At 62.1% G+C, this 22,548-nt stretch carries 21 protein-coding genes; 5 read left to right on the top strand and 16 right to left on the bottom strand.

The window, feature by feature from the left end; genetic code table 11:
* Positions 1 to 43: 43 nt before the first annotated feature.
* From J2X19_RS23380 to J2X19_RS23365, 4 genes are all read right to left on the bottom strand, one after another.
* Positions 44 to 313 (bottom strand): hypothetical protein, encoded by a 270-nt coding sequence (locus tag J2X19_RS23380; RefSeq protein WP_310376917.1) that lies wholly within the window; start codon positions 311 to 313, stop codon positions 44 to 46.
* 197 nt (positions 314 to 510) lie between these two features.
* A complete protein-coding gene (locus tag J2X19_RS23375; RefSeq protein WP_116608841.1) occupies positions 511 to 786 on the bottom strand; it encodes a hypothetical protein in 276 nt (91 codons plus the stop codon).
* Between the two features lie 106 nt (positions 787 to 892).
* Positions 893 to 1,204: a Dabb family protein gene (locus J2X19_RS23370; RefSeq protein WP_310376916.1), complete on the bottom strand. Its 312-nt coding sequence runs from the start codon at positions 1,202 to 1,204 to the stop codon at positions 893 to 895.
* On the bottom strand, positions 1,201 to 2,202 hold the full coding sequence (locus J2X19_RS23365; protein ID WP_310376915.1) for a Gfo/Idh/MocA family protein: 1,002 nt from the start codon (positions 2,200 to 2,202) through the stop codon (positions 1,201 to 1,203). The genes J2X19_RS23370 and J2X19_RS23365 overlap by 4 nt, the downstream gene beginning before the upstream one ends.
* A 106-nt stretch (positions 2,203 to 2,308) precedes the next feature.
* On the opposite strand from J2X19_RS23365, the gene J2X19_RS23360 reads away from it, so the two are divergent.
* The gene (locus J2X19_RS23360; RefSeq protein ID WP_310376914.1) at positions 2,309 to 3,322 is read left to right on the top strand and encodes a LacI family DNA-binding transcriptional regulator; all 1,014 of its coding nucleotides are present in this window, start codon (positions 2,309 to 2,311) and stop codon (positions 3,320 to 3,322) included.
* A complete protein-coding gene (locus tag J2X19_RS23355) occupies positions 3,309 to 4,556 on the top strand; it encodes a YbiU family protein (RefSeq protein ID WP_310376913.1) in 1,248 nt (415 codons plus the stop codon). The genes J2X19_RS23360 and J2X19_RS23355 overlap by 14 nt, the downstream gene beginning before the upstream one ends.
* Before the next feature lie 71 nt (positions 4,557 to 4,627).
* On the opposite strand, the gene J2X19_RS23350 is transcribed toward J2X19_RS23355, so the two are convergent.
* The 4 genes from J2X19_RS23350 to J2X19_RS23335 form a co-directional block, all read right to left on the bottom strand.
* The gene (locus J2X19_RS23350) at positions 4,628 to 5,743 is read right to left on the bottom strand and encodes an ABC transporter ATP-binding protein (protein WP_310376912.1); all 1,116 of its coding nucleotides are present in this window, start codon (positions 5,741 to 5,743) and stop codon (positions 4,628 to 4,630) included.
* A 4-nt stretch (positions 5,744 to 5,747) separates the two neighbouring features.
* Positions 5,748 to 6,608 carry a carbohydrate ABC transporter permease gene (locus tag J2X19_RS23345; RefSeq protein WP_116608835.1) on the bottom strand — a complete coding sequence of 287 codons (861 nt, stop codon included), beginning with the start codon at positions 6,606 to 6,608 and terminating at the stop codon, positions 5,748 to 5,750.
* Positions 6,601 to 7,467, bottom strand: a complete 867-nt coding sequence (locus tag J2X19_RS23340) for a carbohydrate ABC transporter permease (RefSeq protein WP_116608834.1) — start codon at positions 7,465 to 7,467, stop codon at positions 6,601 to 6,603. Before J2X19_RS23340 ends, J2X19_RS23345 begins: the two co-directional genes overlap by 8 nt.
* A gap of 85 nt (positions 7,468 to 7,552) precedes the next feature.
* Positions 7,553 to 8,791, bottom strand: a complete 1,239-nt coding sequence (locus tag J2X19_RS23335) for an ABC transporter substrate-binding protein (protein ID WP_116608833.1) — start codon at positions 8,789 to 8,791, stop codon at positions 7,553 to 7,555.
* A gap of 364 nt (positions 8,792 to 9,155) precedes the next feature.
* Here J2X19_RS23335 and J2X19_RS23330 point away from each other — a divergent pair, with 364 nt between their 5' ends.
* Positions 9,156 to 9,950, top strand: coding sequence for a PEP-CTERM sorting domain-containing protein (locus tag J2X19_RS23330; protein ID WP_310376911.1), 795 nt, complete (start codon positions 9,156 to 9,158; stop codon positions 9,948 to 9,950).
* Between the two features lie 51 nt (positions 9,951 to 10,001).
* Here the strand turns inward: J2X19_RS23330 and prsT are convergent, their stop codons facing one another.
* From prsT to J2X19_RS23300, 6 genes are all read right to left on the bottom strand, one after another.
* Positions 10,002 to 12,833 (bottom strand): XrtA/PEP-CTERM system TPR-repeat protein PrsT, encoded by a 2,832-nt coding sequence (gene prsT, locus J2X19_RS23325; RefSeq protein WP_310376910.1) that lies wholly within the window; start codon positions 12,831 to 12,833, stop codon positions 10,002 to 10,004.
* A 113-nt stretch (positions 12,834 to 12,946) separates the two neighbouring features.
* The gene (locus tag J2X19_RS23320) at positions 12,947 to 14,482 is read right to left on the bottom strand and encodes a methyl-accepting chemotaxis protein (protein ID WP_310376909.1); all 1,536 of its coding nucleotides are present in this window, start codon (positions 14,480 to 14,482) and stop codon (positions 12,947 to 12,949) included.
* A 119-nt stretch (positions 14,483 to 14,601) separates the two neighbouring features.
* Complete coding sequence (locus tag J2X19_RS23315; RefSeq protein ID WP_310376908.1) at positions 14,602 to 15,672, bottom strand: ABC transporter ATP-binding protein; 1,071 nt, start codon at positions 15,670 to 15,672, stop codon at positions 14,602 to 14,604.
* Positions 15,673 to 15,676: 4 nt separating this feature from the next.
* On the bottom strand, positions 15,677 to 16,531 hold the full coding sequence (locus J2X19_RS23310; protein ID WP_116608830.1) for a carbohydrate ABC transporter permease: 855 nt from the start codon (positions 16,529 to 16,531) through the stop codon (positions 15,677 to 15,679).
* Complete coding sequence (locus tag J2X19_RS23305) at positions 16,521 to 17,402, bottom strand: carbohydrate ABC transporter permease (RefSeq protein ID WP_116608829.1); 882 nt, start codon at positions 17,400 to 17,402, stop codon at positions 16,521 to 16,523. Before J2X19_RS23305 ends, J2X19_RS23310 begins: the two co-directional genes overlap by 11 nt.
* Positions 17,403 to 17,587: 185 nt before the next feature.
* Positions 17,588 to 18,838 (bottom strand): ABC transporter substrate-binding protein, encoded by a 1,251-nt coding sequence (locus tag J2X19_RS23300; RefSeq protein ID WP_092757706.1) that lies wholly within the window; start codon positions 18,836 to 18,838, stop codon positions 17,588 to 17,590.
* 242 nt (positions 18,839 to 19,080) lie between these two features.
* Between J2X19_RS23300 and J2X19_RS23295 the strand changes: the two genes are divergently transcribed.
* Positions 19,081 to 19,707 carry a lysophospholipid acyltransferase family protein gene (locus tag J2X19_RS23295; protein WP_310376907.1) on the top strand — a complete coding sequence of 209 codons (627 nt, stop codon included), beginning with the start codon at positions 19,081 to 19,083 and terminating at the stop codon, positions 19,705 to 19,707.
* A gap of 145 nt (positions 19,708 to 19,852) precedes the next feature.
* Positions 19,853 to 20,842, top strand: a complete 990-nt coding sequence (locus J2X19_RS23290; RefSeq protein WP_310376906.1) for a phosphatidate cytidylyltransferase — start codon at positions 19,853 to 19,855, stop codon at positions 20,840 to 20,842.
* A gap of 60 nt (positions 20,843 to 20,902) precedes the next feature.
* Here J2X19_RS23290 and J2X19_RS23285 read toward each other — a convergent pair whose 3' ends face one another.
* The gene (locus tag J2X19_RS23285; RefSeq protein WP_116608826.1) at positions 20,903 to 21,745 is read right to left on the bottom strand and encodes an ABC transporter substrate-binding protein; all 843 of its coding nucleotides are present in this window, start codon (positions 21,743 to 21,745) and stop codon (positions 20,903 to 20,905) included.
* Positions 21,746 to 21,799: 54 nt separating this feature from the next.
* On the bottom strand, positions 21,800 to 22,534 hold the full coding sequence (locus J2X19_RS23280; RefSeq protein WP_310376905.1) for an amino acid ABC transporter ATP-binding protein: 735 nt from the start codon (positions 22,532 to 22,534) through the stop codon (positions 21,800 to 21,802).
* Between the last annotated feature and the right edge of the window lie 14 nt (positions 22,535 to 22,548).

The following is a 22,548-nucleotide window of genomic DNA, read 5'->3' as shown; positions in this document are numbered from 1 at the left end:
CAAACAGGCTTCCAGCGCTTATAAATATTACGCTGGAAGCTATCTATTTGATAGCCTTCAACGCCTGCTGCATGCCCGGCACGTAGTCGGTAGTCACCCACTGCGCAATCACTTCAGGCGTCATGCTGTCGGGGTGGCCCGCTTCTTCGCTCACACGGGCCACTTCTTCGGCCCCGGTCAGCGTTGCTACAAACATTTGCAGCACCCCCTGCAAGCCGCCCTGCGCCATGGCGACGTCGCCCAAAGTCTTGAGCGCCTCCCAGGCTTGGATTTCGGAGACAGCGCTGTTGGAGAGATAAGGCGTAGGGGACATGGTTGGAATGTGGGGAACGGCGATGGAATGAAGTCTACTGCCGCACCGTCATGCAGACCTCCGTGGCGCACGCCTGGCGGTGTTCGGCTCTTCACAGGGAAATATTTTATGAACGAAATTGGCCGTAAGCCCACATTCAATATGCGCAAGAAGCTTCTTTTTTTGATAGCAAAACCAACCACACACCAAGCCCGGGCTCAGTTGTCTTTCTGGGTGATGACCCTGTCGTTTCGGCGCGGCATACCGGCGCGTCCGGCCTTGGACCAGTCGTAGGCTTGGCCGTCGGGCGTCTTGCCGCCTACAACGGAGTCCACGCCCTGCTTGCCCACGTGCTGAAGGTTCTCGCTGACCATGGTGACAAAGCTGTAGCCCGCGTCGCGTTTGTCTTTGGTGATCTGCAGGGCTTGCGCAAGCTCTGCCGTCTCTTGCCCGCGGGCCTGGTTGTTTTCGTCGGTCCAGTAAATTTTGAACATATTTGTCGCACTCCTGCTCGCATTGTGATGGCGCTGCAGTGGTGTGTGGAGAAGCTGCGCGCCCCGCGGCTAGTGCAGCTGGCGCAGCACCTGAACTACGGATGCACTACTGAAGATCCAAGTCAAACACCATCAGACCCTGCAGCCCGCCGAGCGCCGCCTGCACCAGCTTGGCACCGGTCGCCTGGTGGGCTGGATGGGCCTGGTAGGCGGCCAGCGCCTGCCGGTCGTCAAACACCGCGATGAAGCCGTCGGCAAAACCGTGGTCCAGGTCTTCATAGCGGGCATTCACGCCCGCCCGCACCTCGTGCAGACCAGGTATTTCACCCACCAGCGCCTGCAGCTCGGCCCATAGCGCCTGCTTGGCGACGGCGCTGATCTCGGGCCGAAAGCGGATGAAAACGCAGTGGTGGATCATGCTGCGGCTCCTGGGTATTGCACGGCCACGCTGCGGCCGGTCTGCGCACTCTCCAGCACCGCCAGCGCCACGGCCAGCGAGCGCACGCCGGCCTGGCCGTCGGCCATATCGTGGGGCAGGCCCTGGATGGCACGATGGAAGTTCTGCACGCCACGGCTGTACAGGTCGACCTGGTCCAGCGGCAAGGCCTGCTCGCCCTGGGCGTTCTTGAAGTCGAGCCGACCGTCCGGCCCCTGGTGCAAGATGCCCACGCCTTTCAGCGAACCCTGGGTGCCGTGGACTTCCAGCCCTACATCGGCGAATGGCGTATTGAAGCCCTGGTGGGTGAAAGCGGTCAGCCCGCTGGGGAAACGCCAGACCGACATGGCGTTGTCTTCCATGCCTTCGGCCATGCCGCTGTTGCTGGTCATGGCGACCACCTCGGTCGGGTACTCGCCCAGCAGAAAGGCCAGCGAATCGGCGTTGTGCACCGCGATGTCCAGCACCACGCCGCCGCCCGCGCCCTTGTCCTTCAAACGCCAGCCCTGCAGATGCGCCGGCAGGTACACCGAATGGTTGACGCGCGCCGACACCAGCCGGCCCAGCGCGCCCTGCTGGATCTTGTCGCGCATCTGGCGGTGCGCGCTGTTGTGGCGCAGATGGTGGTTGGTGCCCATCACCACGCCGGCTCTGGCGCAGGCCTGCACCATGCGCTGGGCTGCGGCCAGCGAGGTTGCCAGCGGCTTCTCGCACAACACATGCAAGCCCAGGCTGGCGGCATGCAGCACCGAGGCCTCGTGCTTTTCATTGGTGCTGGAGATGTAGATCGCATCCACGCCCAGGCTGGCCAGCGCGGCTTCGTCGGCGGCGGCGTGGGCGATGCCGTGGCTGTTGGCAAACGCCCGGGCCCGCGCCAGGTCGCCGGAAACCACGACCACCACCTCGTCGCCGGCGGAACGTACGGCGGCCACCATCCACTCGCCAGCAATCGTGCTGGCTCCGATAAATGCCCAACGCATAAGGTCTCCTGTATTTTTTAAAATCAGAATGATAACGTTTACATTTAGCCAAGTCAAAGCTTGACAAGCCATGTACACGTTTACATAATTTGCACCAGGAGACAAGATGCAAGCCAGAAAAGCCAGTATTACCACCTTGGCCAAGGCCACCGGCCTGTCGTCGGCCACGGTGTCGCGCGCCCTGGCCGGCCTGCCCAGCGTGCTGCCGGAAACCCGCGACAAGGTGCTGCAGGCCGCCCGCGAACTGCACTATGTGCGGGACCGCGCAGCGGTGCGGCTGAAGACCGGCAAGACCCATACCCTGGCCTTCATCCAGGACCGGCAGGACGCCACCCAGCTCGGCTTCAAGGACTTTCTGCTGGGCCTGGGCGATGCGCTGCAAGACACCGACTACCACCTGATCGTGCTGCCGCAGTTGGCCGGCCACGACGCGCTGGACAGCGTGCAGTACGTGATCGAACGCGGCCTGGCCGACGGCCTGGTGCTGTCCTATACCGCGCCGCAGGATGCGCGTGTGCGCTGGCTGCAGCGCATGGACTTCCCCTTCATCAGCTATGGCCGCACCCAACTGCCGGCGCACGACAGCGTGGACTTTGCCAACGAGCGCTTTGCCGACATGGCAGTGGAAACCTTGGTGGCGCAGGGCCGCAAGCGCCTGGGCATCCTGCTACCGGCAGCAGACGCCAGCTTCCACCAGCATTTGGCCGACGGATTCGCACAGGCCTGCCAGCGCCTGGGCGTAGCCGGTGAATGCATACAGGCGGTCAGCCTGGACGACCCGCCGGATGCCATCTACCAATGGACCCGCGCCCACGCCAGCGCATTCGACGGCCTGGTGCTGACACGCGAAGCGCCCATCCTGCCCCTGCTCAGCGCCCTGGACGACAGCGGCCTGCAGGTCGGCCCGGGCGCCAGCCAACAAATGGAGCTGGTCCTGCGCTACAGCAGCCCGCTGCCGCAGTACATACGCCAGCCCTTCTGGGCCTGTTTTGAAGACATGCACCGCGCCGGCCACGCGCTGGGCAGCCGCATGCTGGCGCGCTTTGCCCAGCCCGATCTGGCGCCCCGCCAGCAACTTTTCACCCCGCCACCTCTGGAGCTATTCCATGCAACAAGCTGATCCCAACCTCGACTTCCAAAGCCAGATCATTGCCGCCAAGCGCCAGCTGCGCGCCCAGATTCCCGACCTGAAAGAACGCTTCGAAGCGCTGACGCGCAACATCGAAGCCCAGGTGGAAGCGATAGAGCGCGAGCGCACCCAGGGCCTGCAGCCCGTGCCCGAGGTGCAGTTCAGCCAGCTCGACACACTGGACGCGGCGCAGATCGCCCGCATCAAGCAGCGCGGTTGCGTGGTGATACGCGGCGTGTTCGATCCCGCCCGCGTGGCCCAATGGAACGCAGACCTGGCCAGCTACATCAGCGACAACCACTACCTGGACAAACAGGTCAGCAAGCGCGGCATCGACAAGTACTTCAGCGCCCTGGCCAGCTCCAAGCCGCAGATCTACGGCATCTACTGGTCCAAGCCGCAAATGGATGCGCGCCAGTCGGTCGAGCTGGCCCAGACCCGGCGCTGGCTGAACCGGCTGTGGAACAACCTGCATGACGGCCAACCGGTGTTCAACCCGGACCAGGAATGCACCTACTCCGACCGCGTGCGCCAGCGCGAACCCGGCGATGCCTCGCTGGGCTTGTCGCCCCACATGGACGGCGGCTCCATCGAGCGCTGGATCGACCCCGGCTACCAGAACGTCTTCCGCCACGTGTTTGGTGGCGACATTAGCCAGTACGACCCGTTTGCCGCGGCCTACCGCACCGAAACCCACGAGATCCCCTCGCCCGCCGTGTGCAGCATGTTCCGCACCTTCCAGGGCTGGACTGCGCTGACGCCGCAAGGCCCGGGCGACGGCACGCTGAACCTGGTACCCATCGCCAACGCCATGGCCTGGATGCTGCTGCGCGCGCTACAGGACGACATCGCTGAAGACCAGCTGTGCGGCGCCCGCGCCGGCCGCGCCCTGGTCGCCTCGCCCGAACACCACGCGCTGCTGCTGCGCGCCTACGGCCCCATCCCCAAGGTCAACGCTGGCGACACCGTCTGGTGGCACCCCGACACCATCCACGGCGTGGAAGACAAGCACTTGGGGCAAGGCTATAGCAACGTGATCTACATCGGCGCCGCCCCCGACTGCGCCAAGAACCAGGCTTTTCTGGCCAAGCAGCGGCCGGCGTTCGAGGCCGGCAAGTCGTCACCCGACTTTGCGCCCGAAGACTACGAAGTGGACTTTGAGGGGCGCTTTACGCCAGCGGATTTGACACCACTGGGGCGCAGCCAGATGGGGTACGGCAGCTGAAATACTACTGAATTAATAGCTGCCAGCGCAGGTACTACCTGCGCTGGCAGCCAATTTAGCTTACAAAATCTTCACGCAATCAGATGCTCGGTCTGCACATCGAAGCAGACCAGCTTGGCCAGATCCACCATGAACTGCATCTCCTGGCCCGGTGTCAGCGGCGCGTCGGGCTCGACCCGGGCGGTGAACTCATGTCCACCCAGGTTCAGCACCACCAGGGTGTCGGCGCCGGTGGGCTCGATCACTTCGACCCGGGCTTGCACCAGGCGGTGCATGGCGTTCTGGGTCGCCCCATCGCGCACCAGGTCAATTGCCTCGGCGCGGATGCCGGCAATCACTTCCTTGCCGCGGTAGGCATTCAGTCCGGCCGGCACCGAGGGCAGCGCGATGCGCACTGCCGGCCGGTCGCCCTGCTGCATTTCCAGCGCCAGGCCGGCGCCGTCTTCGATCACGCGGGCCTTGGCCAGGTTCATCCGCGGCGAGCCCATGAAGCTGGCGACAAAGGTGTTCGCCGGGCGGTTGTAGACCTCGTGCGGCGTGCCCAGCTGCTGCACCACGCCGCCTTTCATCACCGCGATGCGCGTGGCCAGGGTCATGGCCTCGATCTGGTCATGCGTCACGTAGACGATGGTGGCTTTCAGGCGCTGGTGCAACTTCTTGATTTCGGTGCGCATGTCCAGCCGCAGCTGGGCGTCCAGGTTCGACAAGGGCTCGTCAAACAGATACAGCTTGGGCTCGCGCGCCAGGGCCCGGCCGATGGCCACGCGCTGGCGCTGGCCGCCGGAGAGCTGGCGTGGCTTGCGCTCCAACAGGTGTTCGATCTGCAGCAGCTTGGCGACGCTGGCGACGCGCTCGGTGCGCACATTCTTCGCCACCTTGCGCATCTCCAGCGGGAACTCGATGTTCTTGGCCACCGTCATGTTCGGGTAGAGCGCATAGGACTGGAACACCATGGAGATATTGCGTTCGGCCGGCGCCACCTGGGTAATGTCCTGGCCGTCCAGGCGCAGGCTGCCGGCGGTCGGGTCTTCCAGGCCGGCGATGACATTCATCAGCGTGCTCTTGCCGCAGCCGCTGGGACCGACCAGCACCAGGAACTCGCCATCGGCCAGCGAGATATTGATGTCATGAAGAATCTGAACGCTGTCGAAACTCTTTTTGATGTGAACGAGATCTAACGAAGCCATGTGTTCATCCCTTGACAGACCCGGCCATCAGGCCGCGGACGAAATATTTACCCGACACCAGATACACGATCAACGTGGGAATCGCCGCGATGAAGGCGCCGGCGAAATGCACGTTGTATTCCTTCACCCCGGTGGAGCTGCTCACCAGATTGTTCAAGGCCACCGTCAGCGGGAACGAGGTGTAGTCGCTGAACGAGGCACCGAACAAGAACTCGTTCCAGATGTTGGTGAACTGCCAGATCACCGTGACCACGATGATGGGCGCGCTGTTCGGCAGCAGGATGCGCCACAGCACGCCGAAGAAGTTGGCGCCGTCCATGCGCGCCGAACGGATCAGCTCGGCCGGAAAGGCCGCGTAGTAGTTGCGGAAGAACAGCGTGGTGAAGCCTATGCCGTAGACCACGTTGACGAAGATCAGCCCCTTCACCGTGCCCGCGAGGCCCAGAAAGCCCAGGGTCTTGGCCATCGGGATCAGCACGATCTGGAACGGGATGAACACCGAGAACAGCATGGCCGCAAACAGGGCATGGGCAAAGCGCATCTTGAACTGGGTCAGGATGTAGCCGTTCAACGCGCCGATCAGCGTGGAGATCACCACCGCCGGAATCACCAGCAGAAACGAGTTGATGAAATACGGCTTCAGCCCCGTGGCCTGCACGCCGATCTGCGCCGTGCTCCAGGCGCTGCGCCAGGGCGCCAGCGTCCAGTCCAGCGGCAAGGACATCAGATTGCCGCTGCGGATTTCGTCCAGTGGTTTGAGCGAATTCACCACCATCACATACACCGGCAGGATGAACAGCAGCGCCGTACCGACCAGCACCGCGTACAGCGCAATACGCAAAGTGCGCGACAAGGTTTTATCCATTTTTGACCTTTCGCATTTCGCCGTACAAGTAGGGCAGCACCACCACGCCGATGGCGATCAGCATCAGTACCGAGCTGGCCGCACCGACGGCCATTTCATTGCGGGTAAAGGTGTACTGGTACATGAACACCGAGGGCAGCCAGGTCGAGCGGCCGGGGCCACCATTGGTCAGCGCAATCACCAGGTCATAGGACTTGATGGCCATGTGCGCCAGGATCACAAAGGCCGAGATGAACACCGGCCCGAGCTGCGGAATGATGATGCGCTGGTAGATCTGCCAGCTCTTGGCGCCATCCAGGCGGGCAGCGTTGATCTGCTCCGAATCCACCCCGCGCAGGCCGGCCAGAAACATGGCCATCACAAAGCCGGTGGTCTGCCAGACGGCGGCAATCACCACGCAGTAGATCGCCATCTCCGAATCCTTGATCCAGCCGAAAGTGAAGTTGCTCCAGCCCAGGGTCTGCATGGTGTGCTCCAGGCCGACGCCAGGATCAAGCAGCCATTTCCAGGCGGTGCCGGTAACGATGAACGACAGCGCCATCGGGTACAGGAACACCGAGCGCAGGCCGCTCTCGGCGCGCACTTTCTGGTCGATCAGAATCGCCAGCGTCAGCCCGAGTGCCATCGCGATCACGATGTACAAAGACGCGAACACCCACAGATTGGACAAGGCGACAGACCAGTTCTCCAGCCCCATCAGACGGGCGTAATTGGCCGTGCCCACCCAGTCGTACTGCGGCATCAGCGTTGAGGCGGTGAACGACAGATACACCGTGAACATGATGTAGCCGTAGACGCAGACCAGCACCAGCAGGGCACTGGGCGTGATCAGCAGCTTGGGTAAAAAACCAGCTTTCATTCCGAACCTTACGAAGGAAATGGAAAGGCCGACGCTAGCGCGTCGGCCCGCACAAGCACAGGGCGAAAACCCGCCCTGTCAGCGCTTAGGACTTGGCTGCAGCGGCCAATTCGACGACTGCCTTTTTCGAGTCGATCTGGCCGTTGAAGTGGCGCGTGATCACGTCGTAGAAGGCGTTCTTGATGGAAGCCGGCACAGCGTGGCCGTGGGCCATGGAGCCGACCAAGGTGTTCTTGGTATTGGCTTCGGCGAAGTCTTTCATGCCCTTCTTGCCGCAGTCGTCAAAGTCCTTGTCGGACACATCGGTACGCGCGGGCACCGAGCCCTTGACCACGTTGAAGGCCGACTGGAAGCCCGGGTCCATGATGGCCGAGGCCAGCTTGGTCTGGGCCGCCACCTTGTCGGCGCCGACCTTGAACATCGCAAACTGGTCGGAGTTGAACGACACCACGCCCTGCGTGCCGGGTACGCGGAAGCAGGAGAAGTCCTTGCCCGGCACCTTCTTGGCACCGATGAATTCACCCTTGGCCCAGTCGCCCATGATCTGGAAACCGGCCTTGCCGCTGATCACCATGCCGGCAGCCACGTTCCAGTCGCGGCCGGAGAAGTCTTTGTCGACCAGCTTGCGCAGCTGTGCCATGCGGTCAAAGGCCTTCAGCATAGTCGGCGAGTTCAGCGATTTCGGGTCCAGATCGATGAAGGCCTTGCGGTAGAAGTCCACGCCACCGGTGGAGATAACCACGCCGTCGAACATGGTGGCCTCTTGCCAAGGCTGGCCGCCATGGGCCAGGGCGATGAAGCCGGCTTTTTGCAGCTTTTCGCCGTCGGCAATGAATTCGTCCCAGGTCTTGGGGTCGGCGGTGATGCCGGCCTTGGCCAGCACTTCCTTGTTGGCCCAGACCCAGTTGGTGGAGTGCACGTTCACCGGTGCAGCCACCCACTTGCCATTGAATTTGGAGAAGCGTTGCAGCGCGGCGGGCACGGTCTTGTCCCAGCCTTCTTTGGCGGCCACGTCGTTCAGGTCGGCCAGCACGCCTTGCTTGGCCCAGTCCTGGATGTCGAAGCCTAGCATCTGCACGGCGGTAGGCGGATTGCCGGCGGTGACGCGGGCGCGCACGGCGGTCATGGCCTGCTCGCCGCCGCCGCCGGCGACCGGCATGTCGTTCCACTTGATGCCCTGCTTTTCCAGGTTGCCCTTGAGCACGCCCAGCGCCGCAGCCTCGCCACCCGAGGTCCACCAGTGCAGCACCTCCACGCTTTGTTGCGCCATGGCCGGAACGGCAAAGGCAGCGGTGACCGCCAGCCCAATGAGTGTCTTCTTCATGCTTTTGTCTCCTGTCTCGTTATGGTGTGGGCACAGCGCAGGCAGCGCCCGGTAGATCCGGGCATGCCGTGCAGCGCCGAACGCGTTAATTGTTTATTAATTAACGATCAATAAAACAGGTGTTTTCCCTGAAAACCGCTGCGCGCTCCGTCTCCTCGGCAAAACATCTGCCCAATATTGTCCTGCTGCAAATGTGTCGACATTCTTGACATTTTTAAAAGCCGATTTCCACGCTTTACAAAAACCCTTTACAGAACAACACTTTACGAAACTTTACTGAATTGGCACATTTCGTGCGGATTACTTGCAACGTGGTGGCTTAGCACCGCCAACACGTTTCAAGAAACAAACTTTGGAGCTCACAATGAAACTAAAAAAAGCAGCAATAGGGATGGCAATGGCGGCACTGTTCGCGGCCCCCGCATATGCCGATTCGTTTGTAAACGGTGGTTTTGAAAGTGGAAATACCTCGGGCTGGACAGTGGGCAGCAGTGGCGACCGTAGCAGTATTTTGAACCCAGCCATGTCTCCTGCGACCTTTCTCCCAGGCGGCACGGGATACAACACCAACGCCCCTCACTCGGCCATCATTGCCAGCGGCACAGTCGATCCCAATATCGGCGCAGCGTTGGGAACTACGGTGTATAGCGGCAATTCCTCGTACCGCGTAGAAGACACGACATTTGGTGGATATGCATCGGCAATAAGCCAAACGGTGAGCAACTACACCGAAGCGAACATCTTCTTTGCCTGGAAGGCCGTTCTGGAAAATGGCGGTCACGACCAAGATGAATCCGCCTTGATGATGCTGACATTGCACGACGACACAACCAACACCACCGTGATCAGCCGTATTTACAATGCCGGCGCAGGTGGTGGTGGCGTAGACACCCGCTTCAGCACACTAGGCGACTTCTTCTACACGGCAGATTGGCAAATCGAACAACTGGCCATTGACTCCGCTTTGTCGGGCCATACGTTCACCTTGTCGGTGCTGGCCGCAGACTGCAATCCCACTGGCCACACGGGCTATGTGTACTTGGACGGTTTTGGTTCCGTTACACCACCGACCAGCGATGTACCAGAACCCACGTCACTGGCTTTGATGGGCATCGGCCTGGCTGGCCTGATGGCATCGCGCCGGCGCAAGCAAGTTTAAATTTGCAGCGCACGAAGAAAAGCGACCCTCGGGTCGCTTTTTTCATTCTTGTCAGGCTGCAAGCTTGGTGAGTCGGTTCACAGTTTCTTTGTCTTTGACCGACAGCTTATTCTGGTCCAGCGCCCGCATCAATTGGGTCGCTTCCTTCGGTTTGCCGGCATTGATATACAGCTCGGCAAGCCGCAGACGTGGCGCTACCGCCGTCGGAGCCAGATTGATCACCGTGTGCAGATTGCCGATGGCTTCGGCCTGCAAGCCGCCTTGGGCCTGCGCCATGGCCAGCGTATCCAGCACTTGGGGGCTATTGGGAGCGAGCTCCGCAGCGCGGATTGCATTTTTCAGAGCCTCAGGCTGCTTGGCCTCCACTTGGGCCCAGGCAAGGTCATTGAGCACGATGGGATTGCTGGTGTCTTTTGCCGCCATCTTCTTCAGGAATTCCACCGCCACCGCAGGCTTGCCCTGGGCACGGGCGCGCTGCGCCGCAAAACCAATCACGCTAGGATCATCCGGGAACTTGCGCAAACTATCCGCCAGCTCCTGCTCCGCAGCATCCCCACGCTGAGCTTTATCCAACACCTGGATACTCCGCAGCCGGGCCGCTGGCACCGCGCCGGCCTTGGCGGCTTTACCGAATTGCTGAAGCGCGTCGTCGTACTTACCGGCGAGGAAAAGCAAATCTCCCTCTAACAGCATTGCTGTTCGCTGGTGGGATTCCTTCTCGCTGAGTGCCTTGGCAATCGACAGCGCCTCGGAAAGGTTATCGGGCCAAGTCAGCTTGGCCAACATGATGTATGCGGTGGAATCTGAAGGACGGTCCGTGATCAAGCCGCGCAAAAGGGTCGCAGCTTCCCTCTTTCGGTCTGCTGCTGCTTCCAACTCCGCCAGCTGAAGCCGCCATTCGAAACGTTGCGGGAAATTCGCCACCAATTTACGGTAGGTTTCCGCCGCCATAAGCTGGTTACCCGACTGCAGATAGACAGAGGCTAGCAAAGCAACCGCCTCCGGGCTGGCAGTATTGGCGGCGGCGCCCGCCTGGGCTACGCTGAGAGCCGCATCGGTTTGCCCCGCCCGCATTTGCTCCATCACCAAGGCTTGGCGAAGCGCGGTAGATGCCGGCTGGGCCACGACTCCGCGCTCCAACACCTTCTTGACTCGGTCGGGCTCACCTTTCACGTCTTGCAATAGGCGGGCATATTCAAGATACGTAGACGCACCCGCTGATTTTTCTTGCAGCGCCTTCCCATAGCGCTCTCGCAGCTCTTCTTTCTGCTGAGGCGTTTTCGCCATCATGCCCAGCGCAACCAATGCGGGTTGAAAAGCCGGTTGCAGATCCAGTGCTGCCAAGACTTCACGCCAGGCACCGGCAGAGTCCTTTTGCGTATCGAGTGCCGCCGCGAGCGTCAGATGCGACTGCGGATCCTTGGGTTTTGAGCGGATGGCTGCATCGGCCAACTGGCGCACGCGGTCTACGTCCCCCATCGCCAATGCAAGCGCAACCACGCGCTCCTGAATCGCCGGGTTGTCCTGTCCCGCAAGAGCCGCTTGGTCCAGCAGCTTCCGGGCTCCGGCCTTGTCACCTGCGGCGACCCGCAACTCAATCAAACGCAGCAAATACGAGGCATTCTGCGGCTCTTTGGCGCGCAGCTTCTCCAGCATCGCCATGGCCTCTTTCGGGGCTCCGCGCCGCACTTCATTTTCAACCTGCAAAGAAAGCAAACGCGCATTGCCAGGATCAACACCCAAGCCACGCTTGATTACGGCAGTTGCATCACTGGCTTTATTCTGGCGAATAGCAACTTCAGCCAGCATTTGCAAGAGCGGCAGTGAATACGGGTATTCCGATGCAATCTTGTTCAACCGTTTACTCGCCATCAGGAGATCGCCCTTTTGCAACTCCGCAGAAGCCACAATCAGGTTCGCGGGCAAGTGTTCAGGCGCAACCCTCAACACCTTCAATGCAGCGGCAAGGCTTTCGTCGGTTCGGCCTTGGCGCGACAGCACCAGCGCATCGAGATAATGGGTCCAGTAATAACCAGGCGCTATTTTCTTGAGCTTGTCGCGGATCACGATCGCCTGGTCCACCTGACCCGATCCCACCAAAAACTCCCCGTACTCCCCGGCGACACCCCGATGCCACGGCGCCGCAGCATAGGCACGGGCCATGAATTGCACGGCTTGCTCCCGCCGACCATTCGCCTCGTAGACGCGGCCCAAGCCGCGCAGAATCCACCATGGCGCATCCTGCCCGACCAATGGATCAGCCAGCACCTCCAGGGCCTGCGCTTTCTTCTCTTGGGCCAGCAGCAGCTGGGCACGGGCCAGCAAGGTGGCCGCCGTTTTGGTCGCCGCAAGTTTGAGTTGCTCGTCCGCCGCCGCAAACTGCTTTTGCCCCACATACGCCACAGCTACCGCGGCGCGCAAATTGCTGTCGGCATCGGGTGAGCCCAGGCGACGCTCTTTGAATGCGTTGATGACCTGCGCGACCTCGTTCAGATCCAGCATCACCAGGGAAATCCGCGGCACCAGCACATCTGCGTCGCCTCCGGCCTCCAAGGCCTTGCGCAGGTGCTGCTCGGTGCCCGTCAAGTCATAGGTGCGCTCCAGCACATCCGCCAAAGCCAGACGTGCGGCTACCGAATTCGGATTGGCTTGGACCGCATTCTTGAACTCGATCACCGCCGCAGGATAGTTCTCTTGCTGAAGGTGCGCCTTACCTGCCACCATCGGGTCCTCCTGGCAAGCCGCCAAGCACGCAGCGATGGCAGTGACGAGGGTCAGTTGGCGAAAAAGAGAGGTTCCGCGCGACAGCGCTCGGTCATTCATGAAGGTCGGCATCCAGCTGCTCCCTGGGGCATTAGTGGCATAAAAATCGACCTTCAGCATACACCGGCTCCCGCTCGAAATGCGCCAAATTATGCGCACCAGAACCCTTCAGACTCCCTGAATATTCCACCAATAGGGAATACCCGGCCAGGCAACGAATCGGCTCAGCGGCCTCAGGAACCCTCACCCAGCTTGAACACGGCCACCGTCTGCACCAGCTCCTGCGCCTGGGCTTTCAGGCTGCTGGCTGCGGCCGCCATTTCTTCGACCAGGGCGGCGTTTTGCTGGGTCGCCTGGTCGATCTGGGCCACCGCTTCGGAGACTTGCGACACGCCGGCGTTTTGCTCGGAGCTGGAGGCGCTGATCTCGCCCATGATGTCGGTAACTCGGCGGATGCTGCCCACCACCTCGGCCATGGTGGCGCCCGCGCGGTCCACCAGCGCGCTGCCCTGCTCGACGCGCTGCACACTGGTGCCGATCAGCAGCTTGATTTCCTTGGCCGCATCGGCCGAGCGGCCGGCCAGGCTGCGCACCTCGCTGGCCACCACCGCAAAGCCGCGGCCCTGCTCGCCAGCACGCGCGGCTTCTACTGCGGCGTTGAGCGCCAGGATATTGGTCTGGAAGGCGATGCCGTCGATCACGCTGATGATGTCGGCGATCTTCTTGCTGCTGTCGTTGATGCCCTTCATGGTTTCGACCACCTGGCCCACGACTTCGCCGCCCTGCACCGCCACGCTGGACGAGCCCAGGGCCAGCTGGTTCGCCTGCTTGGCGTTCTGGTCGTTGTGGCTGACGGTGGCGCGCAGCTGCTCCATCGACGCCGCGGTCTGCTGCAGCGCGCTGGCCTGGTGCTCGGTGCGGGCCGACAGGTCGTGATTCCCTTGGGCGATCTCGGCGCTGGCAATCGCCACGTTCTCGGCATTCGCCTTGACGCTGCGCACGATGCCGCTGAAGCTGGTCTGCATGCGCGCCATGGCGTTCAGCAGCTGCAGGGTTTCGTCGTTGCCCACCGGGTGCACAATCTGCGACAAGTCACCCTCGGCCAATTGGTCGGCGATCTGCACCGCATAGGCCATGGGCCGGCCCAGGTGCCGGGCCAGCCAGAGCGCGGCCAGCACCAGCAGCACGATGGCCACCACCAAGGCGGTGCCGACCAGCAGGGTGGCCTGCGCGACCACCTGGCTGGAGCGGCCGCTCAGGGCTTGTACATCTTTGTCAATGGCCACCACCTGCACCGCCATCTGCTTTTCCAGCTCGGCAAACAGCCGGTTGAACTCCGGGATAGCGCCGGCCGCCATCGCGCCCTTGGCGGTCAGGTCCAGCACCCGACTGGCGGCCTCGGTGTACTGCTTGACCTGGGGCTGGGTGGCGGCGATGACCGCCTTCACGTCCGGCGACAACGGCAGGCTGTCCAGCTTCTGGAACGAGGTGTGGAACAGCGCGATGTGGTCCGCCAGGTCTTTCTGGGCGCCGCTGATCTGGTCTTTGTCGCGGCTGATCGAGCCGAACAATGCACGCAGCACATCGCCGCGCACCGCGCCCTGCATCATCGCCGCCTGCTGACTGCTCTGCACGGCCTGGCCCATGCTGACCGAATTGTCAAAAGCCCCGGCCAGGCGGGCGGCGCTGAACAGCCCCATGCCACCGACCAAAGACGCCATGACCGCACCGGCCAAACCAATGGCCAGAATCTGATTTCGCAAGCGCATAACAACACTTTCGGGTGGGGTGCGCGCCAACCCCGTGACGCGCACGGTGCAGCATCTTGCGATGCGGGCAAGGACTTGAGGAAAGGGAGACGGGGCGCAACGGCCCCGTCAGCACCGGGCTACAGGCGTACGCCGGTCTTTTCGTTGAACCAGCTGACCTGGGCGGCCGCCACCTGCAGGCCGACCTGGTCGCCGGGCTTGACGCTGATTTGCGGCGCGGTGCGCACGGTGACGTTGCCGGCCTCGGTCTTCACCACCACATAGGTGTCGGCGCCGGTGGGCTCGACCACGCTGACTTCGCCGCGCCAGGGCGCCGCATCCACCAGCTCGATGTGCTCGGGGCGCAGGCCCAGCAGCGTATCCACGCCGGTGGCCGGGCAGGCCAGCGGCAGATTCCCGCCTTTGATAGAAAACAGGCCGTCAGCGCCCGTACCACCTGCACGACCAGCTATCATATTCATAGTAGGCGAGCCAATGAAGCCGGCCACGTAGGTATTCGCCGGGCGACTGTAGATGTCGTCCGGGGTGCCGAGTTGCTGCAGCACGCCGTCCTTCATCACCGCGATGCGGCTGCCCAGTGTCATGGCCTCGATCTGGTCGTGGGTCACGTAGACACTGGTGATGCCGGACACCTGGTGCAGGCGCTTGATTTCGGCCCGCATTTCGACGCGCAGCTTGGCGTCCAGGTTGGACAACGGTTCGTCGAACAGGAACAGCTGGGGCTGGCGTGCCAGCGCCCGGCCCATGGCCACGCGCTGGCGCTGGCCGCCGGACAGCTGGGCGGGGCGGCGGTCCAGCAAATGGGTGATCTGCAGCATGGAAGCCACTTCGTTGATGCGCTTGTCGCGGTCGGCCTTGGGCACCTTGCGCATTTCCAGCGCGAAGCCGATGTTCTCGGCCACGCTCATGGTGGGGTACAGCGCGTAGCTCTGGAACACCATGGCGATATCGCGCTGGGCCGGGGCCACGCCGACCACGTTGCGGTCGCCGATGCGGATCGCGCCTTCGGTGGGTTCCTCCAGGCCGGCAATGATGTTCAGTAAGGTGGACTTGCCGCAGCCGGACGGACCGACCAGGATCAAAAACTCACCCGGAGCCACGTCGATATCGATGCGCTTGAGCACCTCGACCATTTTGTCGCCGTGGCCGAAGGTTTTACGGATGCCAGAAATTTTGAGTGCGGATGCCATGTGCTTATCCCTTGACGGCGCCGGCCGTCAGTCCTTTAACGAAGAATTTGCCTGCCAACACGTAGATCAGGATGGTGGGCAAGCCCGCGATCACGGCAGCCGCCATGTCCACGTTGTAGTTTTTCACGCTGCTGGTGGTGTTGACCATATTGTTCAGGCCCACGGTGATGGGTTTGCTGTCGGCGCCGCTAAAGGCCACGCCGAACAAGAAGTCGTTCCAGATATTGGTGAACTGCCAGATCAAGGTGACCATCACGATAGGCGTGGACAGCGGCACGATGATGCGGATGAAGATGCGCCAGAAGCCGGCGCCGTCGATGCGCGCCGCATTCACCAGCTCTTTCGGGATGGCCGCGTAGTAGTTGCGGAAGAACAGCGTGGTCCCGGCCAGACCGGCCAGGCAGTGCACAAAGATCAGGCCGTAGACCGAGCTGGAAATACCCAGCCAGCCCAGTATCTGGCTCATCGGCAGCAGCACCACCTGGAACGGCATGAACACACCAAACAGCATGAAGCCAAACAGCACTTCGCTGCCTTTGAACTTCCACAGGCTCAGCACATAGCCGTTGATCGCGCCCCACAGCGTGGAGATAATCACGGCCGGAAACACGATCAGCACCGAGTTCCAGAAGAAGGGCTGCAGGCCACGGCAGTCGGTGCCGGTACAGGCGGTGGACCAAGCCAGTTGCCAGGCCTCGAAGTTCAGCGCGTGCGGCAGGCTCAACAGGTTGCCGCTGCGGATTTCTTCAGCGTCCTTGAACGAGGTGGCCAGCATCACATACATGGGCGCCAGGAAGAAGAACGCCGCCAGCAGCAGCACGCCATAAATCAATACACGGGACAGGTTCTTAGCGATCATGGGGCTTGCTCCGCAACTCACTGTACAAATAGGGCACCACGATCGCGGCCACGGTGGCCAGCATCATGGTGGCGCTGGCAGCGCCCAGGCCGATCTGGCCGCGGGTAAAGCTCATCACATACATGAAGGTGGCGGGCACGTCGGTCGCATAGCCGGGGCCGCCGCCGGTCAAGGCCATCACCAGGTCGAAGCTCTTGATCGACAGGTGCGACAAGACCATGATGGTGGAGAACACCACCGGACGCAGGATAGGCAAGATGATGCGCCAGTAGATGCGCGGCAGGCTGGCGCCGTCGATCTGCGCGGCCTTGATGATGCTGTCGTCGATGCCGCGCAGGCCGGCCAGGAACAAGGCCATGGCAAAGCCGGCCGACTGCCAGATGCCGGCAATCACCACACAGTAGATAGCGGTTTCGCTCTGGATCAGCCAGTCGAAGCTGAAGCTGGTCCAGCCGATGTCGTGCATCAGTTTTTCCAGGCCCAGGCTGGGGTTCAGCATCCACTTCCAGGCGGTGCCGGTGACGATGAAGGACAGCGCCATCGGGTACAGGTAGATGGTGCGCAGCAGGCCTTCGGCGCGAACCTTCTGGTCCAGCACGATGGCCAGGGCCATGCCGATCAGCATCGCGCCGCCCACGTACAACACGCTGAAGATGCCCAGGTTCTTCAGGGCCAGCCACCAGCGGTCCATCTCGAACAGTTTGGCGTACTGCGCCAGGCCGACGAACTCGTCGTAGTTGGGCAGCATGCGCGAGGCGGTCAGCGACAGCACCCCGTTCCAAATCATCAGCCCATAGATAAAGGCGAAGCCCAGCACAAAGCCGGGCGCAATTACCAGCTTGGGCAGTGCCTGCTCAAAATTCAGTTTCATGGGGGGAAGGCTCTCAAAAAATAAGGCCCCACCCCGTACCAACGGAATGGGGAAGGCCGCCGCAATAGTCGCCACTGTCTTCACCAGAGAACCCACGGAACCGGCTTAGCCGGGCCGTCGGGTTCGCCCCCTGCAAGGGGGTTGGCGAAGCGACACGCAGTGCGCGCAGCCTGGGGGTGAGCAAGTTACTTCGTTTGCGCAGCAGAAGCGATGTTCTTCATCGCTGCGGCTACCGAGATCTTGTCGTCGTTCCAGAACTGGCTGACCGCATCCTTGATCGCGCCTTCAGCCGCGGGGCTGACAGCCATGCCGTGGGCGATGGAAGGCACCAGGCTGCCAGTCTTGGCGGTGGCCACGAAGTCCTTGGCAGAGGTTTTGGCGCAGTCGTCAAACTTGTCCAGGTTCATGTTCAGACGCACCGGGATCGAGCCCTTGTTCAGGTTGAAGATTTCCTGGAACTCGGTGCCCATGATGGCCGCAGCCAGGTCGCCCTGGGCTTTTTGCGCATCGGCGGACTTGAGCTTGAACATGGCGAACGAGTCGATGTTGTAGGTGTAGGACGTGGCGGTGCCAGGAGCGGCAGCGCACAGGAAGTCCTTGCCTGGCACCTTGCCTGCAGCCAGGAACTCGCCCTTGGCCCAGTCACCCATGAACTGGAAGCCGGCCTTGCCTTGCATGACCATGGCGGTGGTCAGGTTCCAGTCGCGGCCTGCGGAGGCAGCGTCGGTGTAGCCCTTGATCTTGCGGAAGGTTTCCAGCGACTTTTGCATCGTCGGGCTGGTCAGAGCCTTCTGGTCCAGCTTGATCAGCGCGTCGCTGTAGAACTTGGCGCCGCCCACACCCAACACCACCGATTCAAAGGTGGTGAAGTCTTGCCAGTTCTGGCCACCGTGGGCCACCGCGATCAGGCCGGCGGCCTTGATCTTGTCGGCAGCGGCGAAGAATTCGTCATAGGTCTTGGGCATGCCGGCCACGCCAGCCTTCTTCAGCACTTCGGGGTTCGCCCACACCCAGTTCACGCGGTGCACGTTGACCGGAGCGGCCACGTAGTTGCCCTTGTACTTCATGCCATCGGCCACGGCCTTGGGCAGCAGGCTGTCCCATTTTTCGGCCTTGGCGGTTGCGTCCAGATTGGCCAGCACGCCTTCGGCAGCCCATTCCTGGATCGCTGGGCCCTTGATCTGGGCAGCAGCAGGCGGGTTGCCCGACACCACACGGCTCTTCAGCACGGTGGCAGCGTTGTCGCCACCGCCGCCGGCCACGGCGAAATCCTTCCACACATGGCCCTTGGCCTGCATGATCTTCTTCAGTTCGGCGACCGACTTGGCTTCACCGCCGGAAGTCCAGTAATGCAGGACTTCGACTTCACCGGCCTGGATGGCCCCAGCGGATACCACGGCGGCCATGGCAAGTGCCAATTGGGAAAGCTTCAACATCTATCAGTCTCCTGGATTTGCCGTTCCCCGTTCAAAAGTGGGGTGAGAGCAAAGGGTTGGCTCAGCGCGGCACCATGCCCCGCCGATAGCATTAATTTTTCATTAATTAATGTAATCTGAAAACTAGGGATTTCCCTTGTCATCCGGGGTTCGCTTCAAAATCGATAGCTACCTGCGCTTATTCAATAAGCGCCAGATCCACTTTTGATGCCTGAAATTCGACCCCGCTTATCATCGCTGCCATGCTTGCGAAGATCATGGGTTTTGTTTTATTGGCCATTGTGCGGCTGCTCACAGGCGCCCAGGCGCGCTGGCACGGCTGCCCGCCCAAGGCCGAACAGCGGATTTATTTTGCCAACCACCAGAGCCATATCGACCTGATCCTGATGTGGGCCGCGCTGCCGCAAGAGCTGCGCAGCATCACCCGGCCGATTGCCGCCAAGGACTACTGGACCGCCTCCCGCTTCAAGAAATGGCTGACCAGCGCGGTCTTCAACGCCATCTACGTGGACCGCAGCCGCACCAAGGACGCGCAAGGCGTGGAGCAAGACCCGCTGGAGCCGCTGGTCGAGGCGCTGCAGAGCGGCGACTCCATCATCCTGTTCCCCGAGGGCACGCGCGGCCATGCGCCCGAGCCCCAGCCCTTCAAGGCCGGCCTGTTCAACCTGGCCACCCAGTTCCCCCAGGTGGTGCTGGTGCCGACCTGGATCCACAACGTGCAGCGCGTGATGCCCAAGGGCGAGGTGATCCCGGTGCCGGTGCTGTGCTCGGTAACCTTCGGCACGCCCATGCAGGTCGAGCCCGGCGAGGAACGCCGCGCGTTCCTGGACCGGGCGCGGCTGAACGTCATCGCGCTGAGAGATATTTAAACCGAATGGCAATTACACCCCCCGAAATAAGGCCAGAACGCACGCCTTCCAGAAACACCGCAGAACTGGCTTTGCCAGGCTGCTGGTGTTGCCCCCTGCAAGGGGGTTGGCGAAAACACGAAGTGTGCAGCCTGGGGGTGAGCAATTGAACCAGTTCCTGCGCAGCCTCACCGCCTCCCAGCAAGTCGGGGCCTTGTTCATTCTGGTGTTTGGTGTGCTGGTGCTGGCCAGCGGCGCGTTACTGCTGGTGTCACTGCGCGAGCGCCGGGACGACAGCTTTGGCGCAGCCTTCGGGCACGAGCTGCAGAACCTGCGCCGGCTGTTGCAGAACACATGGTTCATGGCCGGCATGTTCTGGCTCAGCTGGGTGCTGGGCGGGGTGGTGGCGATTGCACTGTTTGCCATGGTGGCGTTTTTTTCGCTGCGCGAATTCATCACCCTGTCGCCCACCCACCGAGGCGACCACCGCAGCCTGATCCTGGCATTCTTCGTGGTGCTGCCGGTGCAGTTCTGGCTGGTCGGTGGCCGGCATTTCGACCTGTTCACGGTGTTCATCCCGGTCTATGTGTTTCTGGCCCTGCCGCTGGTCGGCGCGCTGGCCGACGACCCGCACCGCTTTCTGGAGCGCAACGCCAAGATGCAGTGGGGCATCATGGTCTGCGTCTACGGCACCAGCCATGTGCCGGCGCTGGTGCGGCTGGAGATTCCCGGCTACCAGGACAAAAGCGCGTTCCTGGTGTTCTTCCTGGTACTGGTGGTGCAGACCTGCATGCTGGTACAGCACCTGGCGGCCCGCAAGCTGCAGCGCCCGCCGCGCGCACCCCACATCAGCCAGAGCTTCAACTGGAGCAGTTGGGCAATTGGCGTGGCGGTCGGCGGCGCACTGGGCGGATTGTTGTCGGCCATCACCCCGTTCAAGCCCGGCCAGGCGCTGGCCATGGCGCTGATTGCCTGCATCGCCGGTACCGCCGGGCATCTGGTGATGAAGGCGCTGAAGCGCGATCGCGGCATCACCAACTGGGGCAACCAGGGCCAGTCCATCACCGGCGCCACCGGACTGCTGGACCGGGTCGATGCGCTGTGCTTTGCAGCACCGATCTTCTTCCACTCGGTTCGCTGGTTCTTCCGGCTGTAGCAGCCATGGCCGCGTCCGGCTGCTACCCTGGTTTCGACGGACCAATGGACTGCGTTTTACTCAGGGCAGCAGTTCAAATTTCAGTTCCGCCAGCGGCGTAACTTTCTCCTCGCGCACCAGCTTGAACTCCGTGTTCGGACCGATCCACTTGGCCCAGATCTGGTCGATTTCACCGGCCTTGTCCATGGCCACCAGCGCGGCATTGACCTTGGCCAGCAGCACGGGTTCATCCTTCTTCATGCCGACGCCGATAGGCTGGAACACCATCGGGTCCTTGATCATCTTCAGCTCGACGCCGGCGGTCTTGGACTGGTTCACCAGCTTGGTGATGGTCATGGTGTTGGCGACAACGCCGACCGACTTGTTCTGCTGCACGGCCATGTAGGCAGAGCCGGTGTCCTGGAAGGTGACGGGCTCGGAGCCGTTCATCTTGATCGACAACTCCGAGGTCGAACCCTTGGTGGAGCTCAGGCGCTTGCCCTTGAAGTCAGCCTTGGTGGTGCCCGGATCGGACGCCTTCACCGCCAGCATTTCCTTGGCGATGTAGTAAGGGTCGCTGAACTGGATTTGCTCACCGCGGCTCTTGGTGTAGGCCAGGTTGGCCACGGTCAGGTCGACCCGGCCCATCTTGACCTCGGGCACGCGGGCCTCCACCGACAAGGGCGTAATGGCCGCCGTCAGGCCCAGGTGCTTGGCAATGGCATTGCACATGTCGACGTCGAAGCCGACCATCTCACGGGTCTTGGGATCGGGCGCCGCAAAGGGCGGCACGTCGGCGAAGGTGCCGCACTTGAGCTCCTTGCGCTGGACCATGTCCTGCCATTGGTCGGCCTGGGCGGCGAAGCTGACAGCAAGCAGAGCGGCGACCGCCGTCATGCGGGGAAGACGAGAGGTATGGAACATGGTGAACTCCTGGGGTGAAAAAAGAACGTGGAGGAAACTCGGAAGCTGCGGTGGCTAATGCGCCCGCAGGTCGGACAGAAAACGCTTGGCGCGCGGGTGCTGCGGGTTGCTGAAGAACTCCCTCGGCGTCGCCGTCTCCAGGATGCGGCCGGCATCCATGAACCAGATCTGGTCGGCCACTTCGCGCGCGAAGTTCATCTCGTGGGTCACGCACATCATGGTCATGCCGTCGTTGGCCAGGCTGCGCATCACCGACAGCACCTCACCCACCATTTCCGGGTCGAGCGCGCTGGTCGGCTCGTCAAACAGCATCGCCGGCGGCTCCATGGCCAGGGCCCGGGCAATGGCCACGCGCTGCTGCTGGCCGCCGGATAGTTGCGCAGGATAGGCGTCGGCCTTGCTCGACAGGCCCACGCGGTCCAGCAGCTGCTGCGCCTTGGCCTTGGCGTCGCTGCTGCCCACGCCACGCACCCGCATCGGCGACATCATGATGTTCTCCAGCACCGACAGATGCGGGAACAGATTGAAGCTCTGGAAGACGAAGCCGATCCGGCTACGGAGGCGGTTCAACGCCTGGCTGCTCATCGGCGCGTGGATGTCGCTGCCATCAAAAAGCAGCTGACCCGACTTGATTTCTTCCAGCCGGTTGACCGTGCGGATCAGCGTGGACTTGCCCGAACCCGAGGGGCCGCACACCACCACCACCTCACCCTTCTTGACCTCGGCATTGATGTCGATCAGGGCATGGTAGCTGCCGTACCATTTGTTGATTTCGTTGAAACAGATCATGGTGGTCTCTTTGG

The organism is Rhodoferax ferrireducens (genome assembly GCF_031458075.1).
GTDB lineage: Bacteria > Pseudomonadota > Gammaproteobacteria > Burkholderiales > Burkholderiaceae_C > Rhodoferax_B > Rhodoferax_B ferrireducens_A.
This window is presented reverse-complemented; position numbering and strand designations above follow the sequence as displayed.